The following is a 15,699-nucleotide window of genomic DNA, read 5'->3' as shown; positions in this document are numbered from 1 at the left end:
TGTTAGCAACAAGGGTGCCAGCTCCATGGCCTTGCGCGACAAAAGCCTCTCCGTGGCTTCGCCCATGAACGATCAAGTGGCAAACAGATAGGCTTCGACATCCATTCCGGCGTCACGCATCTGCGCCAACTTGTAACGCAGGGTGCGCGGACTGATCCCCAATCGCTCCGCCGCCTCCTTGCGACGCCCGCGTTCGGAACGCAAGGTATCGATGATCATCTGGAATTCCCGGCGCCGCAGATCATCGCCCAGGCCACCCGATTCCTGGGGCGCGCCTTCACCGGCATTGACCACGCTGCGCGGCGCCGACTGAGCGGCCACCGCCAAGGCCGGCAGTGGCGCACAGGCAACCGGCCCGGCCAGACAGAAGTCCTCCGGCTGGATCAGCCCTCCTTGCTGCAGGATCAGGGCGCGCTGCAAGGCATTGTCCAGTTCGCGAACGTTGCCCGGCCAGGGATAGGCCAACAGACAGGCCTGGGCCTCGGCAGAGAGTCTGGCGGCGGCATGCTTCATTTTATTGACGTGCTTGGCCAACAGTCGCTCGGCCAGCGGCAGGATATCGGCGGTCCGCTCCCGCAGTGGGCGCCACGCCAAGGGAAATACCGACAGGCGATAGTACAGGTCTTCACGGAAGCGCCCGGCCGCCACTTCCCCCGCCAGATCGCGGTTGGTGGTGGCCACCACGCGGATGTCCAGGGTGATGGGCTTGCGGGCGCCGACCCGCTCCACCTCGCGCTCCTGCAACACCCGCAGCAACTTGGCCTGCAATCCCAGGGGCATTTCGGAGATTTCATCCAGAAGGATGGTGCCGCCGTCGGCCTGCTCGAATTTGCCGGGCTGGGCCGCAATGGCACCGGTAAAGGATCCTTTCTCATGCCCGAACAAGGTGGCTTCAAGCATGTTGTCGGGAATCGCCGCGCAGTTGATGGCGATGAAAGGCTGGCTGGCCCGATGGGAATGCTGATGGATATAGCGCGCCAGCACTTCCTTGCCGGTGCCGGATTCGCCAGAGATCAGCACCGTGGAATCGCTGCGAGCCACGCGCGCGGCCAACTCCAGCAACTGCGCACTGGCCGGCTCGAATGCCACCGGCCCTTCCCCGTCACTCGCCCCCAGACAGCCCAAGGCATGACGAGCCACCAGTTCCAGCAGCGCCTTGGGCTCGAAGGGTTTGACCAGATAATCGGCAGCCCCCTGACGCATGGCCTCCACGGCACGCTCGACGGCGCCGTGGGCGGTCATCAGCAACACCGGCAATTGCGGCTGACGGGCACGCAGCAGCCCCAGCAACTGGTGGCCATCCATGCCCGGCATGTTCACATCGCTGACCACCAGGCTGAAGGACTCGACAGCGACCGCGTCCAGCGCCTCTTCCGCGCTGCCGACCGCCTTGTAGTCATGACCGGCCAGCAGCAGGGTATCCGCCAGGGCCTCGCGCAAAGCGCGATCGTCTTCAACCAGTAGAACCTTGATTGCCATTGCCTTCACTCCACTCCATGAGCACTGGAGAACAGAGGCAGTGTCACCAGCGCACAAGTACCGCGCCCAGGACGCGAACGCAGGGACAATTCTCCCTGATGAGCACGGGCCACCGCCTTGACCACCGTCAGGCCAAGCCCGGTGCCATTGGCCTTGGTGGTGAAAAACGGCTCGCCCAAGCGCTCCAGAACCGCAGCGTCTATGCCGCTGCCACTGTCACTGATACACAACCTGAGGGTGTCGCCGCGGGTATACAGATGCACTTTGAGCCGCGCCGCGCCCGCACTGGCCTGCACGGCGTTTTCGATCAGATTGAGCAAGGCACCGACCAGGGTGTCGCGATTGCACAGCAATTCCCCTTGATGACTGTCGCACTGCCAGCGCACGGCAACATCCTGGACGTGGGTCTGGGCCGCTGCCTGCAATGACTGCAGTAGCGACTTGGGGGACAGGCGATCGGTCAGGGGCAATTCGCCACGGGCGAACACCAGCATGTCGCGCACCTGGTGCTCCAGCTCATGCAAGCGCTCTTTGAGCCGCCCAGCGAACCGCTGATGGGTGGCCAGTGGCAACTCCTGTTCGGTGAGGTGACTGGCATACAGCAAGGCTGCCGAGAGGGGGGTGCGAATCTGGTGCGCCAGGGAGGCGACCATCTTGCCCAGGGAGGACAGGCGCTCGTGACGAGCCAGTTGATCCTGCAGATGGCGGGTTTCAGTCAAGTCGTTGAGCAACACCAGTTGCCCGGGCTCGGCATCCAGCGAACGGGTAGCAATCGACAGGCGCCGACCGTCGCGCAGGGAAATTTCATGACCGTCGTCCTCACGGGGCGCAAAACTGCGGGCGATGATGTTGCGCCACAGCTCCCCTTCCAGGGGCAAGCCCAGAAGGTCACACGCCGCGGGGTTGGCTTCGCTGACGATGCCCTGGCCATCGATGACGATGACGCCACCCGGCAACAGGTCGAGAAGATTCTGCAGACGGTTGGCCAGGCGCTCTTTTTCCGCCAGCTCCTGCATGCGCTGGGCGCTGACCACGGCCAACTCGCCCTTGAGCTCGGTCACCCTGGCCTCAAGCATGCTGTAGGAGTCAGTAAGTTGGCTCGACATCTGGTTGAACAAGGCGAAGGCCTGCTCAAGACCTAGCCGGCTTGCCTGCTCTACGGACGACGATTGCCCCGCAGCATCGGGGGCAGGAGACATCTGGGCGGCTTGGGGCATCGTGCTCTCTCGCTTGGCTGACCGTCAGTTAAACGGAACGTTGCAAGAGACTTAGCAATACCCGTGCCTAAAAAAAACCACCCAGTTTTCAACGACTTGAAAAACAGGCGTCAATCATCCGCCTGTTCATCACCTTCACGACGGCTCATGCCGTACTTGCGCATCTTCTCCACCAGGGTCGTGCGACGGATGCGCAGGCGCTCTGCGGCGCGCGCCACGATGCCATTGGCGTCATCCAGAGCCTGCTGGATCAACCCCTGCTCCAGGCTACCGAGGTAATCCTTCAGGTCCAGGCCTTCCGGCGGCAGCATGGCGGTGGCAGCGAAGTCCGGCGCATGACCATTGATCGCCACCCGCTCTTCCAGGTCACTACGCAAGCTGTCCACCAATTGCTCGTCTTCATCATCGACGTAGCGGAATTTCTTGGGCAGCTCGACCACACCGATCACCCCGTACGGATGCATGATCGCCATGCGCTCCACCAGGTTGGCCAGCTCTCGGACGTTGCCCGGCCAGCCATGCCTGCACAGCGACATGATGGCGGCGGAGTTGAAACGAATCGAACCGCGCTTCTCGTGCTCCATGCGCGAAATCAATTCATTCATCAGCAGCGGAATATCTTCCACCCGCTCACGCAGCGGCGCCATCTCGATAGGGAACACGTTGAGGCGGTAGTACAGATCCTCACGGAAGGTCCCGACCTCGATCATGCTTTCCAGGTTTTTGTGGGTGGCGGCAATGATTCGCACATCGACACCCTGGGTCTTGTTGCTCCCCACACGCTCGAAGGTCCGCTCCTGCAGCACCCGCAGCAGCTTGACCTGCATCGGCAACGGCATATCGCCAATCTCATCGAGGAACAGAGTGCCGCCATTGGCCAACTCGAAGCGACCGGCACGACTGGTAATCGCCCCGGTGAACGCGCCCTTCTCATGACCGAACAACTCGCTTTCCAGCAGCTCGGCAGGGATGGCTCCGCAATTGACCGGTACGAAAGGCGCATCACGGCGCTTGGAGTGATAGTGCAGGTTGCGCGCCACCACTTCCTTGCCGGTTCCCGACTCACCAAGGATCAACACGCTGGCGTCGGTATCCGCGACCTGCTGCATCATCTGCCGCACATGCTGGATCGCGCGACTGGTGCCTACCAGGCTACGGAACAGATTGGGCTCGCGGTGACGGCCGCGCTCGCGGGCCTGATCGTACATTTCACGATAGACCTGGGCGCGGTGCAGGGAATCAAGCAATTTGCTGTAGCTGGGCGGCATTTCCAGGGTGGAAAGCACTCGACGCCGCTGGTCTTCCGGTAAATCAATGGAAGAATTTTCGCCCATTAGCAAAACCGGAAGGAACTCATCCCAGGTCGAGAGTGTCTTTAGCAGACCCAGAAGCGCGCCAGGAGCATTTACGGTCCCGATGAGGACGCAAATTACTTCACGACTTGACGACAAAGAGCCGACAGCCTGCTGCCAGTCATGGCTACCGCAGGGTAAATTTTCTTCGCCGAGAAAATTTAAAATCACCGCCAAGTCGCGGCGGCGCACGCTATCGTCATCGATCAGCAGAATTTTGGTTTCACGCCACATGCAATAGCAACTTCCCTAGTCAACTCAATGCCCAGAATAAGGGGCAAGCTAGACGCGCTTGTAGGCATTTTCTGCCTTATAGACGCCTGAAATCTGAAAACAGCCACTAGTTAAGTCAAAAATGCGTGCACAGTCAAATTTATGGCGCGCAACGTTCGGATTAACTCAACATCAACCGAACAAATGGTAAACCTTTGCCGCGTTCTGCGCTTGGGTGATCTGCGACATCTCGTCGACTATCGCCTGGCGCTCGCCGGTTGCCACCTCAAGCAGCTGCCGGTAAACCCCCAACAACTCCTCCAGATTGTCACGCAAAGCGACCTCATCGACCTGAGCCTCGCTGAGCACGTCCTCCATGCACGAACGACAAGCCAGATCCAACTCACCAATGGCTTGCCAATTGCGCTCAGCAAGGGCGTCGACCAATGCCTCGCGAGTTTCTTCGATACGTTGCAGGACAGCGCTCATGGAATTTCTCCTTAAAACTGCGGACCCGGTGCGGCGATGGCGTCCCAGCCCTCTTTGACCGTACGCAGCAGATCGGCGACCTCGTCCAGAATTTTCGGATCGGTCTTGATGTTGGCCTCAGCCAGACGCTTCATCATGTACGCATAAAGACTGTCCAGGTCCCCCAGAGTGTCCATGGAGTTTTCCAGATCCAGGCCTTCGCGCAAGCCGCCGATGATGCCGATGGCTTTGCTGATGAACACGCCCTTGTTGGCAATATCCTTGCGTTCCATCGCACCCTTGGCCTGCGCGATACGATCCAGGCCGCCTTCCATCAACATCTGCACCAGACGATGTGGACTGGCTTCGGAGGTCTGCGCCTGCGCGCCGACTTTCTGATACTGCCGGAGGGCTAACATCGGATTCATGTGATACCTCTTCAAAACTCAAGGGTTCGTATATGCAATGTATCGACGTAACGTCAAAAAACTTTAGGTCAAATGCAAAAGCCCGGAGCGCTTAAAAAACGCTGCCGGGCTTTTGGCACAGGCCGGATATTAGCCTTTTTTCTGTGCGTTCAGCGCATCGAACATCGACGTGATGTTGCTGGCAGTGGCCTTCAACTTGCCCACCAGGGTATCCATATCGTTGTACTTCTTGGTCAGCACCGCCGTCAGCGTTGCTACTCGACGATCCAGAGCATCCTGCTGATCAGAAAGCTTTTTCTTGGTCAGATCCAGGGTCTTGCTCCGAGTGGTCAAGATCCCCTCTTTACCGCCTACGCCCTCAGTGAACGGCTTGATCGCCTTGGTCATGCGGTCCAGCAGGCCCGGGTTGGTGCCATCACCGGTAAACAGCTTCTGCACTTCGCCACCGAGCTTCTTGTCGGTCATGGCGGCAGTGAACTTCTTGTCGTCGAAATCCAGCGCACCGGTCTTCTGGTTGGTGGTAATCCCCAACTGCGCCAGTACGGTGAGCTTATCGCCTGCGCCGGTCTCGGACAGCGGCGCACGAATGGCTGACAGAATCGAGCGAGGCAGCGAGTCACCAGTCAACTGCGCCGGTACTGTCGGGTTGCCGCTGTCGTCCAGAGAAGGCTTGGTCAGGGTAGTAATACCGTTGGCCACAGCGTTGTAGGCATCGACAAATTTCTGGATCGAGGTTTTCAAACCCTCGGTGTTGGTCGCGACCGTCACGGTGATAGGCGTGTTAGCCGCGGTCGGAGCAACAAGGTTGAGCTTCAGACCGGAAATGGCCTGGGTCACCGTATTGGTTTTGCTGGTCAGTTGCATGCCATCGACGGTGAAAACCGCGTCCTTGGCCAACCCGCCGATATTACCGGACGAGGTTGCCGTGGCTGGATTGGCATCAGTCGACATGGACTGGGTGCCATCGATCTCCAGCCCGGCAATACCGCTGACCGAAATATCAGAGCCGACGCCCGTCTTGTCGGAGCCGATCACCAGTCGTGAACCGAACGAATCAGTCACGATGTTCGCGCTGAGCCCAGCCATGTTCATCTTCGAATCAGCGTTGATCGAATCGCGTACCGACTGCAACGTCGCATTGGCGCCGATGGTCAGCGGATAGTTAATGCCATTTTGAGTGATGTTTAACGTACCACTCGGAATGGCACTGGTATTGCCTCCGGAAAAAGCAGCGCTGGCCACTTTTGAGGAGGTTGCAAGATTTTTAACGGTAACCGTGTATTTGCCGGCAACCGCATAGTTGTCCGCCGTGGCATCCACGGTCTTGCTGTCGCTGGAGGTTGCAGCAAAGCCGGCAAAGGCAGGATTGACAGCACTCCCCAATCCGGCGACCGACAAGGTGCTCTGAAAGGTCGACAGCAGCGACTGCAAGGTCCCGATACCAGAAATACTGGCGCTATTGGTGGTGGTCGCACGATCGATCTGACCCTGCTTGGCCGCTTTGTCAGACGCCACAAGCGCCTTGACGATAGCACCTGTGTCGAGACCAGAACCCAAACCAGTACCCGGTAGAATTGGACTTGCCATGTGTGTCTCCCTTCATAGTGCCGCCAGTCTTTTGACCACTAGAGTGCCCAAAAGAACCCAGCAACAAATTTCATGCCAGCTATCAGACTTTCGCGCTGAACAGCAGGCTACTGGCGTCATTCAAGCTGTGGGCCAATCTCAGCACTTCTTCGTTGGGGATCTGACGAACCACCTCACCCGAATCACTGGCAATGACCTTGACCACAACCTGGCCGGAGGGCTCATCGATAGAGAACTCCAGGTTACGCTTGACCGACTGGACGAATTTTTCGATTTCCTGGACGGCCATCTTCAACTTTTCCTGCTCGGTCCGAGCTTCCTTCTTACTGTCCTGACTGGTGGTTTCGACCACAGCCGGGACCACCTCTCGAGGCTTCTCGACGGGCTTGTCAGTGACTGGCGTCACCGGCTTGGCCGCAGGATAAGACAAGTTCAGCTTCACGCTCATATCCATGTCCACCACCTCTTAAAGTAAAAAAGCGAGAGAGCACGACCAGCGCACTCCCCCGCCAAAGCTTAGCCAGCTATTACTGAAGCAGTTTCAGTACAGCGGATGGCAGTTGGTTGGCCTGGGCCAGAACTGCGGTCGAAGCTTGTTGCAGAGTCTGCTGCTTGGTCAGCTGGGCAGTTTCAGCAGCGAAGTCGGTATCTTGTACGCGACCCAGTGCAGCACTGGCGTTTTCGTTGATGTTCTGCAGGTTGGAGATGGTGCTGGTCAGACGGTTCTGGGCAGCACCAAGGTCAGCACGGCTGGAGTTGATGGTAGCCAGAGCGGTGTCGATCGCGTTCATTGCAGCCGAAGTGTTGGTTTCAGCAGTAGCGGAGTCGTTACCGGTAATGTTGATGGTGCCGGAAGCAACACCCAGGGTGGTAGCGTCGAAACCGCTAGCCAGGGTGATGGTGATCTGGTTGGTAGCACCAGTGTTGGAACCAACCTGGAAGGTCATGGTGCCAGCGGAACCGTCGATCAGGTTCTTGCCGTTCAGGTTGGTCGACTTGGCGATACGAGTCAGCTCGTCCGACATCTGAGCAAATTCTTTGTTCAGAGCAACACGGTCTTGAGTACCGTTGGAGTCGTTTCGCGACTGAACAGCCAGTTCACGCATACGCTGCAGGATGTTGGTGGATTCTTGCATCGCGCCTTCAGCGGTCTGGGCGATGGAGATACCGTCGTTGGCGTTCTTGATCGCCATGGTCTGACCACGGATCTGCGAGGTCATACGGGTAGCGATCTGCAGGCCGGCGGCGTCGTCTTTTGCGCTGTTGATTTTCAGGCCGGAAGACAGGCGAGTCATCGAAGTCGACAGAGCGTCGGAAGCGCGGTTCAGGTTTTTCTGAACGTTCAACGACGTGACGTTAGTGTTTACTGTTAAAGCCATGACGAATTCCTCGTTGGTTGGGTACTGCGGCTTCCGGCCCTGGCAACCGCCGGGTAATGGCCTAGAGAACCTTCGTAATAGTTATCGTCGCCAATGCAAGTTGCTTTAGGGCTTTTTCAAAAATATTTGCCATCACCCTGCCACCCCTTGAAAAACAAGGGCTTAAACCCCTGCCCAACTAAAAAATGACGCCAGAAAAACCCCAACCAGAACCCGCTTGATGCATCCGCTCCTCAGTCTCCAAATGCCATGGACAGCCACTCCACCAGCTCATACTCCAGGTAGTCAGCCAACCCCAGCCAGTCCTGCGCCTCCTGACACTTGAGCATCAGACCCAGCAACCCAGCCCAATCCTGCTGAACCGCCAGGGGCGCGACATCGACCAGGCCTTGCACCGGATCGAACAGCTCGATCATGTTTACCGCCGCTTCGACATCCCGTCCCAGGCGGAACAGATCGGCAACCTCCCGGGCACGGGCAATCAAAGACTCAAGCCGGCTCATTGAACAAAATCCTCATGGAAGGTGGTGCCCGCGATCATTGCGCCGCTACGACTGGTATTGAAAAACCTGACCTCGGGCCGACTCTGAATGTAGCGCTCCAGCTCGCACAGGTAGCTGCGGAAATTGAGCTGGGTCTTGACTCGCTGCCCGCTGCCGTCCAGCACCCAATGCTTGGCGGCCTTGAGTTGCGGCCCCAGGTCGCCGTCCTGCCAGCCGGCATGGGTTCGATCCATCGGAAAGGCAAAATCCGCACCGAACAACGTGATCCGCCGCCCCCCCATCTTCACCGCCAGGTCCACCGCGGGATGGATCACGCTACCTCCAGCGTGTAACAGCGCCTTCGGCCATCGCTGGCGCATAGGCGCAAAGACCGGGCTGGCCGAATAAGCGACGTAACGCGGCCCTTGCCAGCCTGCAAGCACCAGCGGATCCGCCAGAGGCATATACACCAGGGTCGTGTTGGCACTCCCCTGAGCCGGAAGATGCCGGCTGGAAATACGCTGATCGATACTCACCACCACGTCCGGCTCAATACCGTGGCGCTGCAGGGGCTGATAAGCGGTGTCGACACAGATCAGCAACGGTCGTTGCGGTCGCTCGCGCAACGCCTGCAAGGCCGCAAAATGCTGCTCCAGGCTCGGACCGGTCGCGATCACAAAAACCTCGCGCCCACTGTCGCGGCCAAACAACTCGGCGACATCGGCATCAGCCCGCACCCAGGGCTCAACGGCAGCCAGGCGCTCGGCGACACCCGCCTCCTCGGTGAACAGGCGGTTGTTGAACGACACATGAGTTTCACTGACCAAGCGGTCGCGGATCTTCGCGTTGTAGTCATCGGCCAGCACCAACTCGGCCGGCAGGGCAAAGAACGGCAACTGAATCTCCGACAGGTCGCCGGCATAGAGCAGCTCGACCCGCGGATCGGTCAACCAGAACTGCTGATCGAGCAACTGCAGCACCAGCTTGAACAGCGCGCCGTTGAGGATATGCACGTAAAGTCGCGTCAGCCCCGGCCGCTCAAGCAACACCTGTTGCAGATCCCCCAAGCCACAGCCATACAGATGCAGGACCGGCGCCTCGGGCAGACTGGCCGCCTGGGTACGAGCCTCACGAGCGCGATCATGGCGACTGGTGAGCTGGATACCGACGACGCTCAGGGTCGACCCCAGGCCTTCCACCAGGTCCGCCTGCAATGCAGCGCTGTCCTCAGCCAACAGCCGCTCCAGCAGGGCCGGCCAGCGCTCCCTCAGTACCTGGGCATTGTCTTCCAAGCTATCGCTCATGCTGCCTCGCTTATCACTCGCGCAAAAAAATAGCGCTCAAGATTACACCTTGAGCGCTATATGTACCGCCGGGAACGGCAACTCAGGCGCGATAGATGATCGCCGAGCCCCAGGACAGGCCAACGCCGAAACCACTCAAGGCCACGCGCTTCCAGCTGGAATCGAACATGTGTTTTTCCAGCAACAGCGGAATGCTCGAGGAAACCGTATTGCCGGTTTCCACCATGTCCTTGATGAACTTGTCCGGATCGCCCTCAAAGCGCCGGGCCACGGCATCGACAATGGCCGCACTGCCCTGGTGAATGCAGAACGCATCGATGTCGTCCGGCTGCAAGCCAGACTCGGCCAACAACTCATGCAGATGCGCCGGCACCTTGAGCAACGCGAAGTTGAACACCTGACGACCGTTCATGAAGAACACGCCATCGCTGACCTTCAGGTGCGGAGCGCCGGAACCGTCGGTGCCGAACTTGGCCTTGCCCAATTGCCAGGTCGCCCCCTCGCCGAGCCAGGTGGCGGTGGCGGCATCGCCGAACAGCATGGTGGTGTTGCGGTCTTCGGGATCGACGATCTTCGAATAGGGATCGGCGGTGACCAACAGGCCGTTCTTCAGGCCCGCGGCTTCCATGAAGCCCTTGATGGCATAGATGCCGTAGACATACCCGGAACAGCCCAGGGAGATATCGAAAGCGGCGACGGTGGTCGGCAGGCCCAATTTGTCCTGCACGATCGCGGCGGTGTGGGGCAACCCTTCCTCGTCACCGTTCTGGGTGACCACGATCAATACGTCGACGGCTTCGCGCTTGAGATCCGGATTGCTGGCGAACAGGGCATTGACCGCTTCGACACACAGATCGGAGGTTTCTTGTCCGGCGTCTTTGCGCGGCAGAAAAGCAGAACCGATCTTGCCCAGGATGAAGTCTTCATCCTTGGCGAATTTTGCACCTTGTGCGTAATTGTCCACGCCGGCTACAGGCACGTAGCTCGCAATGCTTTTTATGCCAATCATTACGGCTTCCCAATAATAAACAGCTCAATACCCCCGCTCAGTCACTGAGCAGGGGCTGCCGAAAAAAACACAGATACTTGCGCCGAACACAACGGCATCGGGAAGAACCAAGGGCTGTCACGCAGGGCTGGCGCCATCTTCCCGGGCAATACAATACAGTGAAGATGCACGTTATGACTCACAGGTCACGCCATTTTGCCGAATCAGCCCCACAAAGACCTATTCGACGAATGCCCAGTCCAGTGCGGTACCGCGCTTGAGGGCCTGACGCGCGCGACGGCCAAGCAGCGCGTCGTAGTGCTTGGGAGCCAGCCCCAGCCCGGGACGGATGGCCCGTACATTGTCGGCGCTGAACAGCTCTCCGGCCTGCATGTCGCGGGTGACATACAGCGACCGACGGTAAACCAGGGATTTGCTCTCGGCCTGGGTGGCGCCGTAGCGTACCTGCCCCATGGCCTGCCAGGCGCGTTCGGTTTCCAGCACCAGGCTGGCCAGTTCCGCAGGCTCCAAAGAGAAGCTGGCATCGACCCCGCCAGCGGCGCGATCCAGGGTGAAGTGCTTTTCGATCACCGTGGCACCCAGCGCCACCGCCGCCACCGAGACGCCAACCCCCATGCTGTGGTCGGACAACCCCACTTCACAACCGAACAGCTCCCGCAGGTGGGGAATGGTCAGCAGATTGCTGTTCTCCGGCGAGGCCGGGTAGGTGCTGGTGCACTTGAGCAGCACCAGGTCACGGCAGCCTGCTTCACGGGCAGCGCGGACACTTTCGTCCAGCTCGGCGATGCTGGCCATGCCGGTGGAGATGATCAGCGGCTTGCCGGTAGCGGCGACCCGACGAATCAACGGCAGATCGGTGTTTTCAAAGCTGGCGATCTTGTAGGCAGGAACGTCCAGGCCCTCAAGAAAATCCACCGCGCTTTCATCGAACGGCGTGGAAAACGCCAGCATGCCCAGGGCCTTGGCCCGGGCAAAAATCGGCTGGTGCCATTCCCAGGGCGTATGGGCCTTCTGGTACAGGTTGTATAACGATGAGCCAGCCCAGAGGCTATCCGCATCCTTGATGAAGAATTCGCCCTGATCCAGATCCAGGGTCATGGTGTCCGCAGTGTAGGTCTGCAATTTCAGGGCATGGGCACCGGCCTTGGCCGCCGCCTCGACAATCTGCAAGGCCACATCCAGTGACTGATTATGGTTGCCGCTCATCTCGGCGATGATCAACGGCGCATGGCCGGCGCCCACAGGGCGCGAACCGATCTTGAAGCTAGTCATCCAGATGTTCCTTCAATACTCGGGTGAATTCGCAGGTGCCCTGGTGATAGCCGGCCCGGCGAAACAAATTCAGCGACACCTGATTCTCTGCCATGACCTGCGCCCGCAGGCGCCGTACATCAGGCCAATGGCGCACCAGGCAAGCCTCGCCCTGCTCCAGCAACGCAGCCCCCCAGCCCAGCCCCAGGCGCTCGGCAAACAGGTAGATCGACACTTCGGCCTGGACGCCTTGGCGGTCATAACGCAGCACCCCCACCGGCCCCTCGGGCACTTGCGCAATCAGCAACAAGCGCTGCGGATCCTTCAGACAAGCCTCCAGCCAGCGCAGATGGTCCGGCCACTCAAGCGTCCCGGGCTGCTGCGACCAACACCTGACAAGCTCGGCATTGCGCCCGTCGAACAGCAGGCGGGCATCATCCAGGGTCGCCGGACGCAAGCGCAGCGCGGCGGCGAACAACGCCGCCGCCACGCGCTGCACACCCCGGCCATCCACCAGCTCGCGGGCCCGCCGGGCCAGGCTATGACGCAACCATGGGTTGTCCAGCAGCAGGCTCACGGCCTGCCGCACCTGCTCCACACTGACCGGCTCACAAGGCCCCAGATACAAGTGAGCGCCGGCTTCAGCCAGCAAGCGCGCATTGAGCTCCTGGTTGCCAGCCACGGTGACGCACAGCGTGGGCACGCCCAGCACCGCGCGCTCCCAACTGGTACCGCCCCCGGCGCCCAGGCACAGATCGGCCTCGGCCAGCAGAGCGGCAAAATTCTTCACATAGCTGTGCAGGCGCCAGTGCGGCCGCTCGGCGGCCAAGGCCTGCATGGCCTGCCAGTCCGGATTGCCGCTGCCGGCGACGAAATCCACCTGTAACTGGTGGAAATCCGCCAGCGCCAACATGGCCTTGTGGGTCTGACCGGCGGCATCGAAGCCACCGAAGTTCACCAGCACCCGCCGCGGCTGGGGGCGAATCGGGATCGCGGGACGTCGGAACTCTTCACGCAGCAAGGCGAAATGCGGGCCGAACAGGGTCCGGCAGTGCTCGTCATGCAACCCGGCATAAGCCTGGGCGCTGCCGCTGAAATTCTGGTCCAGCAACAGGTCCACGGCGTGCCTGCGGTTGGCCAGGTCGTCGATGGCGGCGATCCTCGGCGCCCACTGCCGAGCCGCACGCTGCCATTGATGATCAAGGCCGTAATGGTCCACCAGCACCCAATCGAAGGCTGGCTCAGTGGCCAGCGCCTGCTGCAACGCGGCGATGTCCGCCTGCCAGGGCAAGGGCGTCTCGATCCCCAACTCGGGATGCTCGTCGATATAGCGTTCTGGCAATTCGAAAGTCTGGAAACCCTCGGCCTGCAGCGCCTCCAGGCGATGCCCGGACAGACGCCGACAGGCAAATGCCACACTGGCGCCCTGGCGGCGCAGCTCCTGAGCCAGGGTCAGGCAGCGGGCCACATGGCCACTGCCGATGGCCGGCGAAGCGTCGGCGCGAATCAGCACCCTCACTCCAGCTCTCCCCCGGCCTTGAGCGCGGCGTACAGGTACTCAGCGCGCCGCCAGTCCTCTTCGGTATCGATGTCCTGCACCAGGTGCCGGGGCAGGATCACCGGCAGGCTACGAGGCGAGAACAGCGCCTCACCTTGCAGCCAGGCCTGGCTCCGCCCCCAATAGAACTGCGCCGCATCCTGATAGGCCGCTGGCAGATCCTGGGAACGGCTCTGGCGAAATTGCGGGTACAGCGCATCGAGCGCCCCTTGCTCATCGAGGATCAAAGCGCGTTGCACGGGAAAGCCGAAACCGCACACCGAAAAGGCAAACCCCTTGTCCGGGTGCCGCATCAATATCTCCAGCCCCTGACGCAGATAACGCGCCTGCAGCAAGGGCGCCGTGGCGTAGATGCAACAGGCGTACTCGAATTCCCGCCCCAGCTCCCGCAACGCCTGCAAGGCATGGACAATCACCGCCGCGGTGCCCGTGAAGTCATCCGCCAGGGCCGGCGGCCGGATAAAGGGCACCTCGGCCCCACAGGCGAGCGCCAACTCCGCGATCTCAGGGTCATCGGTACTGACCACCACCTGCCGGAACAACCCGCAACTCAGCGCCTTGTCGATGGAGCGCGCGAGCATCGGCACGCCATCGAAGGCCTTGAGGTTCTTGCGTGCAATACGCTTGCTGCCGCCTCGGGCCGGGATCAACGCCACACAACTCACAGGCGTCTCTCCACGTTGCAAACACCGATCTCAGGCACACAGCCTGGGCGGACAGCAACCGTCTCGGCGCCTTGCAGAACGCCCCGGAAAATAGCCTTCACGAACATCTTTCACTCCAGAATCCGTTGCAGGTGCGCCACCACTTCATCCTGCAGCTCAGCGGTCAGTTCGGGGAACAGGGGCAGACTAAGGGCCTCGAGGAAATAGCGTTCTGCCTCAGGGAAATCTCCCTCGGCAAAACCTTGCTCCTGGTAATACGGCTGCAGGTGCACCGGGATGTAGTGCAGATTCACCCCCAGGCCCGCTGCACGCAACTGCTCGAACACCTGCGTCTGTGTCAGTTGGATACGACTCAGATCCAGGCGCACCACATACAGATGCCAGGCAGAGTCGGCACCTTCCTGCGCCACCGGCAAGGTCAGTGGCAAGTCGGCCAACAGCACTTGATAGCGTGCCGCCAGCTCACGACGCCGGGCCACGAACTCGTCAAGCCTGGCCATCTGTGAGAGTCCAAGCGCCGCGTGCAGATCAGTCATCCGATAGTTGAATCCCAGCTCAAGCTGCTGGTAATACCACAGGCCCTTTTCCGGGACCTGCATCAGCGCCGGATCACTACTGATGCCATGACTGCGCAAGCGGCGCAGGCGCTCGGCCAACTCCGGCCTGTTGGTCAGCACCATCCCGCCTTCGGCACTGGTGATGATCTTCACCGGGTGAAAACTGAAGATGGTCATCGCCGCATGGGCTCCAGAGCCCACCGGACGCCCCAAATACGACGCCCCTACGGCGTGCGCCGCATCTTCGATCAAGACAAAGCCATAACGATCGGCAAGCTGGGCGATAAGCCGCAAATTGGCACTCTGCCCGGCAAACGCGACAGCCACCACCACCTTCGGCAAGGCGCCGTTGCGTTCGGCGATCTCGAGCTTCTGCGCCAACAGATCCGCATCCATGTTCCAGGTGTGCGGATCAATGTCGACAAAGTCCACTTGCGCGCCACAGTAACGCGCGCAGTTGGCCGAGGCGACAAAGGTATTAGGGCTGGTCCAGAGAACATCCCCCGGTCCCAGCCCCGCCGCCAGACAGGCAATATGCAGCGCTGCCGTGGCATTGCAAACGGCAACGGCATGCCCCGCCTGGCAGTAATCGGCCAGAGCCTGCTCAAAACGCTCGATAGTAGGCCCCTGGGTCAGCCAGGGAGACTGGAGCACCTGAACCACTGCATCGATGTCAGCCTGATTGATGCTCTGGCAACCATAGGGAATCCGGTAGGGCGTCATGATCCACTCCTTCTGCAAGCAGGCGTC

General features: G+C 60.3%; 15 protein-coding genes. All 15 read right to left on the bottom strand.

Features of this window, described 5'->3' with window-relative positions:
* Positions 1 to 72: 72 nt before the first annotated feature.
* Complete coding sequence (locus GWQ44_RS02980; RefSeq protein WP_047302682.1) at positions 73 to 1,479, bottom strand: sigma-54 dependent transcriptional regulator; 1,407 nt, start codon at positions 1,477 to 1,479, stop codon at positions 73 to 75.
* 5 nt (positions 1,480 to 1,484) lie between these two features.
* Positions 1,485 to 2,678, bottom strand: coding sequence for an ATP-binding protein (locus tag GWQ44_RS02975; protein WP_177435169.1), 1,194 nt, complete (start codon positions 2,676 to 2,678; stop codon positions 1,485 to 1,487).
* 128 nt (positions 2,679 to 2,806) lie between these two features.
* Complete coding sequence (locus GWQ44_RS02970) at positions 2,807 to 4,282, bottom strand: sigma-54 dependent transcriptional regulator (protein ID WP_016963152.1); 1,476 nt, start codon at positions 4,280 to 4,282, stop codon at positions 2,807 to 2,809.
* 171 nt (positions 4,283 to 4,453) lie between these two features.
* Positions 4,454 to 4,750 (bottom strand): hypothetical protein, encoded by a 297-nt coding sequence (locus GWQ44_RS02965; protein WP_016963150.1) that lies wholly within the window; start codon positions 4,748 to 4,750, stop codon positions 4,454 to 4,456.
* Between the two features lie 11 nt (positions 4,751 to 4,761).
* Positions 4,762 to 5,157 carry a flagellar export chaperone FliS gene (fliS, locus tag GWQ44_RS02960; RefSeq protein ID WP_047302680.1) on the bottom strand — a complete coding sequence of 132 codons (396 nt, stop codon included), beginning with the start codon at positions 5,155 to 5,157 and terminating at the stop codon, positions 4,762 to 4,764.
* Positions 5,158 to 5,286: 129 nt separating this feature from the next.
* Entirely contained in the window at positions 5,287 to 6,744 is a 1,458-nt protein-coding gene (gene fliD / locus GWQ44_RS02955) for a flagellar filament capping protein FliD (RefSeq protein WP_103741583.1), read from the bottom strand.
* Positions 6,745 to 6,826: 82 nt separating this feature from the next.
* Positions 6,827 to 7,198, bottom strand: coding sequence for a flagellar protein FlaG (locus tag GWQ44_RS02950; protein ID WP_016963146.1), 372 nt, complete (start codon positions 7,196 to 7,198; stop codon positions 6,827 to 6,829).
* A 73-nt stretch (positions 7,199 to 7,271) separates the two neighbouring features.
* Entirely contained in the window at positions 7,272 to 8,123 is an 852-nt protein-coding gene (locus tag GWQ44_RS02945; protein WP_016963144.1) for a flagellin domain-containing protein, read from the bottom strand.
* A gap of 233 nt (positions 8,124 to 8,356) precedes the next feature.
* Positions 8,357 to 8,626 carry a hypothetical protein gene (locus GWQ44_RS02940; protein WP_275926617.1) on the bottom strand — a complete coding sequence of 90 codons (270 nt, stop codon included), beginning with the start codon at positions 8,624 to 8,626 and terminating at the stop codon, positions 8,357 to 8,359.
* The gene (locus GWQ44_RS02935) at positions 8,623 to 9,909 is read right to left on the bottom strand and encodes a 6-hydroxymethylpterin diphosphokinase MptE-like protein (RefSeq protein WP_275926616.1); all 1,287 of its coding nucleotides are present in this window, start codon (positions 9,907 to 9,909) and stop codon (positions 8,623 to 8,625) included. The genes GWQ44_RS02940 and GWQ44_RS02935 overlap by 4 nt, the downstream gene beginning before the upstream one ends.
* 82 nt (positions 9,910 to 9,991) lie before the next feature.
* The gene (locus tag GWQ44_RS02930) at positions 9,992 to 10,918 is read right to left on the bottom strand and encodes a ketoacyl-ACP synthase III (RefSeq protein WP_047302672.1); all 927 of its coding nucleotides are present in this window, start codon (positions 10,916 to 10,918) and stop codon (positions 9,992 to 9,994) included.
* Between the two features lie 219 nt (positions 10,919 to 11,137).
* Entirely contained in the window at positions 11,138 to 12,190 is a 1,053-nt protein-coding gene (gene pseI, locus GWQ44_RS02925; RefSeq protein ID WP_275926615.1) for a pseudaminic acid synthase, read from the bottom strand.
* Positions 12,183 to 13,688: a UDP-2,4-diacetamido-2,4,6-trideoxy-beta-L-altropyranose hydrolase gene (pseG, locus tag GWQ44_RS02920; protein ID WP_275926614.1), complete on the bottom strand. Its 1,506-nt coding sequence runs from the start codon at positions 13,686 to 13,688 to the stop codon at positions 12,183 to 12,185. The genes pseI and pseG overlap by 8 nt, the downstream gene beginning before the upstream one ends.
* A complete protein-coding gene (gene pseF, locus GWQ44_RS02915; RefSeq protein WP_199010259.1) occupies positions 13,685 to 14,392 on the bottom strand; it encodes a pseudaminic acid cytidylyltransferase in 708 nt (235 codons plus the stop codon). Before pseF ends, pseG begins: the two co-directional genes overlap by 4 nt.
* Before the next feature lie 110 nt (positions 14,393 to 14,502).
* On the bottom strand, positions 14,503 to 15,672 hold the full coding sequence (pseC, locus tag GWQ44_RS02910; RefSeq protein ID WP_016963138.1) for a UDP-4-amino-4,6-dideoxy-N-acetyl-beta-L-altrosamine transaminase: 1,170 nt from the start codon (positions 15,670 to 15,672) through the stop codon (positions 14,503 to 14,505).
* Positions 15,673 to 15,699 lie beyond the last annotated feature (27 nt).

It is taken from the genome of Pseudomonas sp. 3MA1 (assembly GCF_029237275.1).
Lineage (GTDB): Bacteria > Pseudomonadota > Gammaproteobacteria > Pseudomonadales > Pseudomonadaceae > Aquipseudomonas > Aquipseudomonas fluorescens_AP.
This window is presented reverse-complemented; position numbering and strand designations above follow the sequence as displayed.

Bases quoted from the DNA above. Each gene is read 5' to 3' on its own strand.
- GWQ44_RS02980 (WP_047302682.1), bottom strand. From the start codon at position 1,479: ATGGCAATCAAGGTTCTACTGGTTGAAGACGATCGCGCTTTGCGCGAG.
- GWQ44_RS02975 (WP_177435169.1), bottom strand. From the start codon at position 2,678: ATGTCTCCTGCCCCCGATGCTGCGGGGCAATCGTCGTCCGTAGAGCAG.
- GWQ44_RS02970 (WP_016963152.1), bottom strand. From the start codon at position 4,282: ATGTGGCGTGAAACCAAAATTCTGCTGATCGATGACGATAGCGTGCGC.
- GWQ44_RS02965 (WP_016963150.1), bottom strand. From the start codon at position 4,750: ATGAGCGCTGTCCTGCAACGTATCGAAGAAACTCGCGAGGCATTGGTC.
- fliS (WP_047302680.1), bottom strand. From the start codon at position 5,157: ATGAATCCGATGTTAGCCCTCCGGCAGTATCAGAAAGTCGGCGCGCAG.
- fliD (WP_103741583.1), bottom strand. From the start codon at position 6,744: ATGGCAAGTCCAATTCTACCGGGTACTGGTTTGGGTTCTGGTCTCGAC.
- GWQ44_RS02950 (WP_016963146.1), bottom strand. From the start codon at position 7,198: ATGGATATGAGCGTGAAGCTGAACTTGTCTTATCCTGCGGCCAAGCCG.
- GWQ44_RS02945 (WP_016963144.1), bottom strand. From the start codon at position 8,123: ATGGCTTTAACAGTAAACACTAACGTCACGTCGTTGAACGTTCAGAAA.
- GWQ44_RS02940 (WP_275926617.1), bottom strand. From the start codon at position 8,626: ATGAGCCGGCTTGAGTCTTTGATTGCCCGTGCCCGGGAGGTTGCCGAT.
- GWQ44_RS02935 (WP_275926616.1), bottom strand. From the start codon at position 9,909: ATGAGCGATAGCTTGGAAGACAATGCCCAGGTACTGAGGGAGCGCTGG.
- GWQ44_RS02930 (WP_047302672.1), bottom strand. From the start codon at position 10,918: ATGATTGGCATAAAAAGCATTGCGAGCTACGTGCCTGTAGCCGGCGTG.
- pseI (WP_275926615.1), bottom strand. From the start codon at position 12,190: ATGACTAGCTTCAAGATCGGTTCGCGCCCTGTGGGCGCCGGCCATGCG.
- pseC (WP_016963138.1), bottom strand. From the start codon at position 15,672: ATGACGCCCTACCGGATTCCCTATGGTTGCCAGAGCATCAATCAGGCT.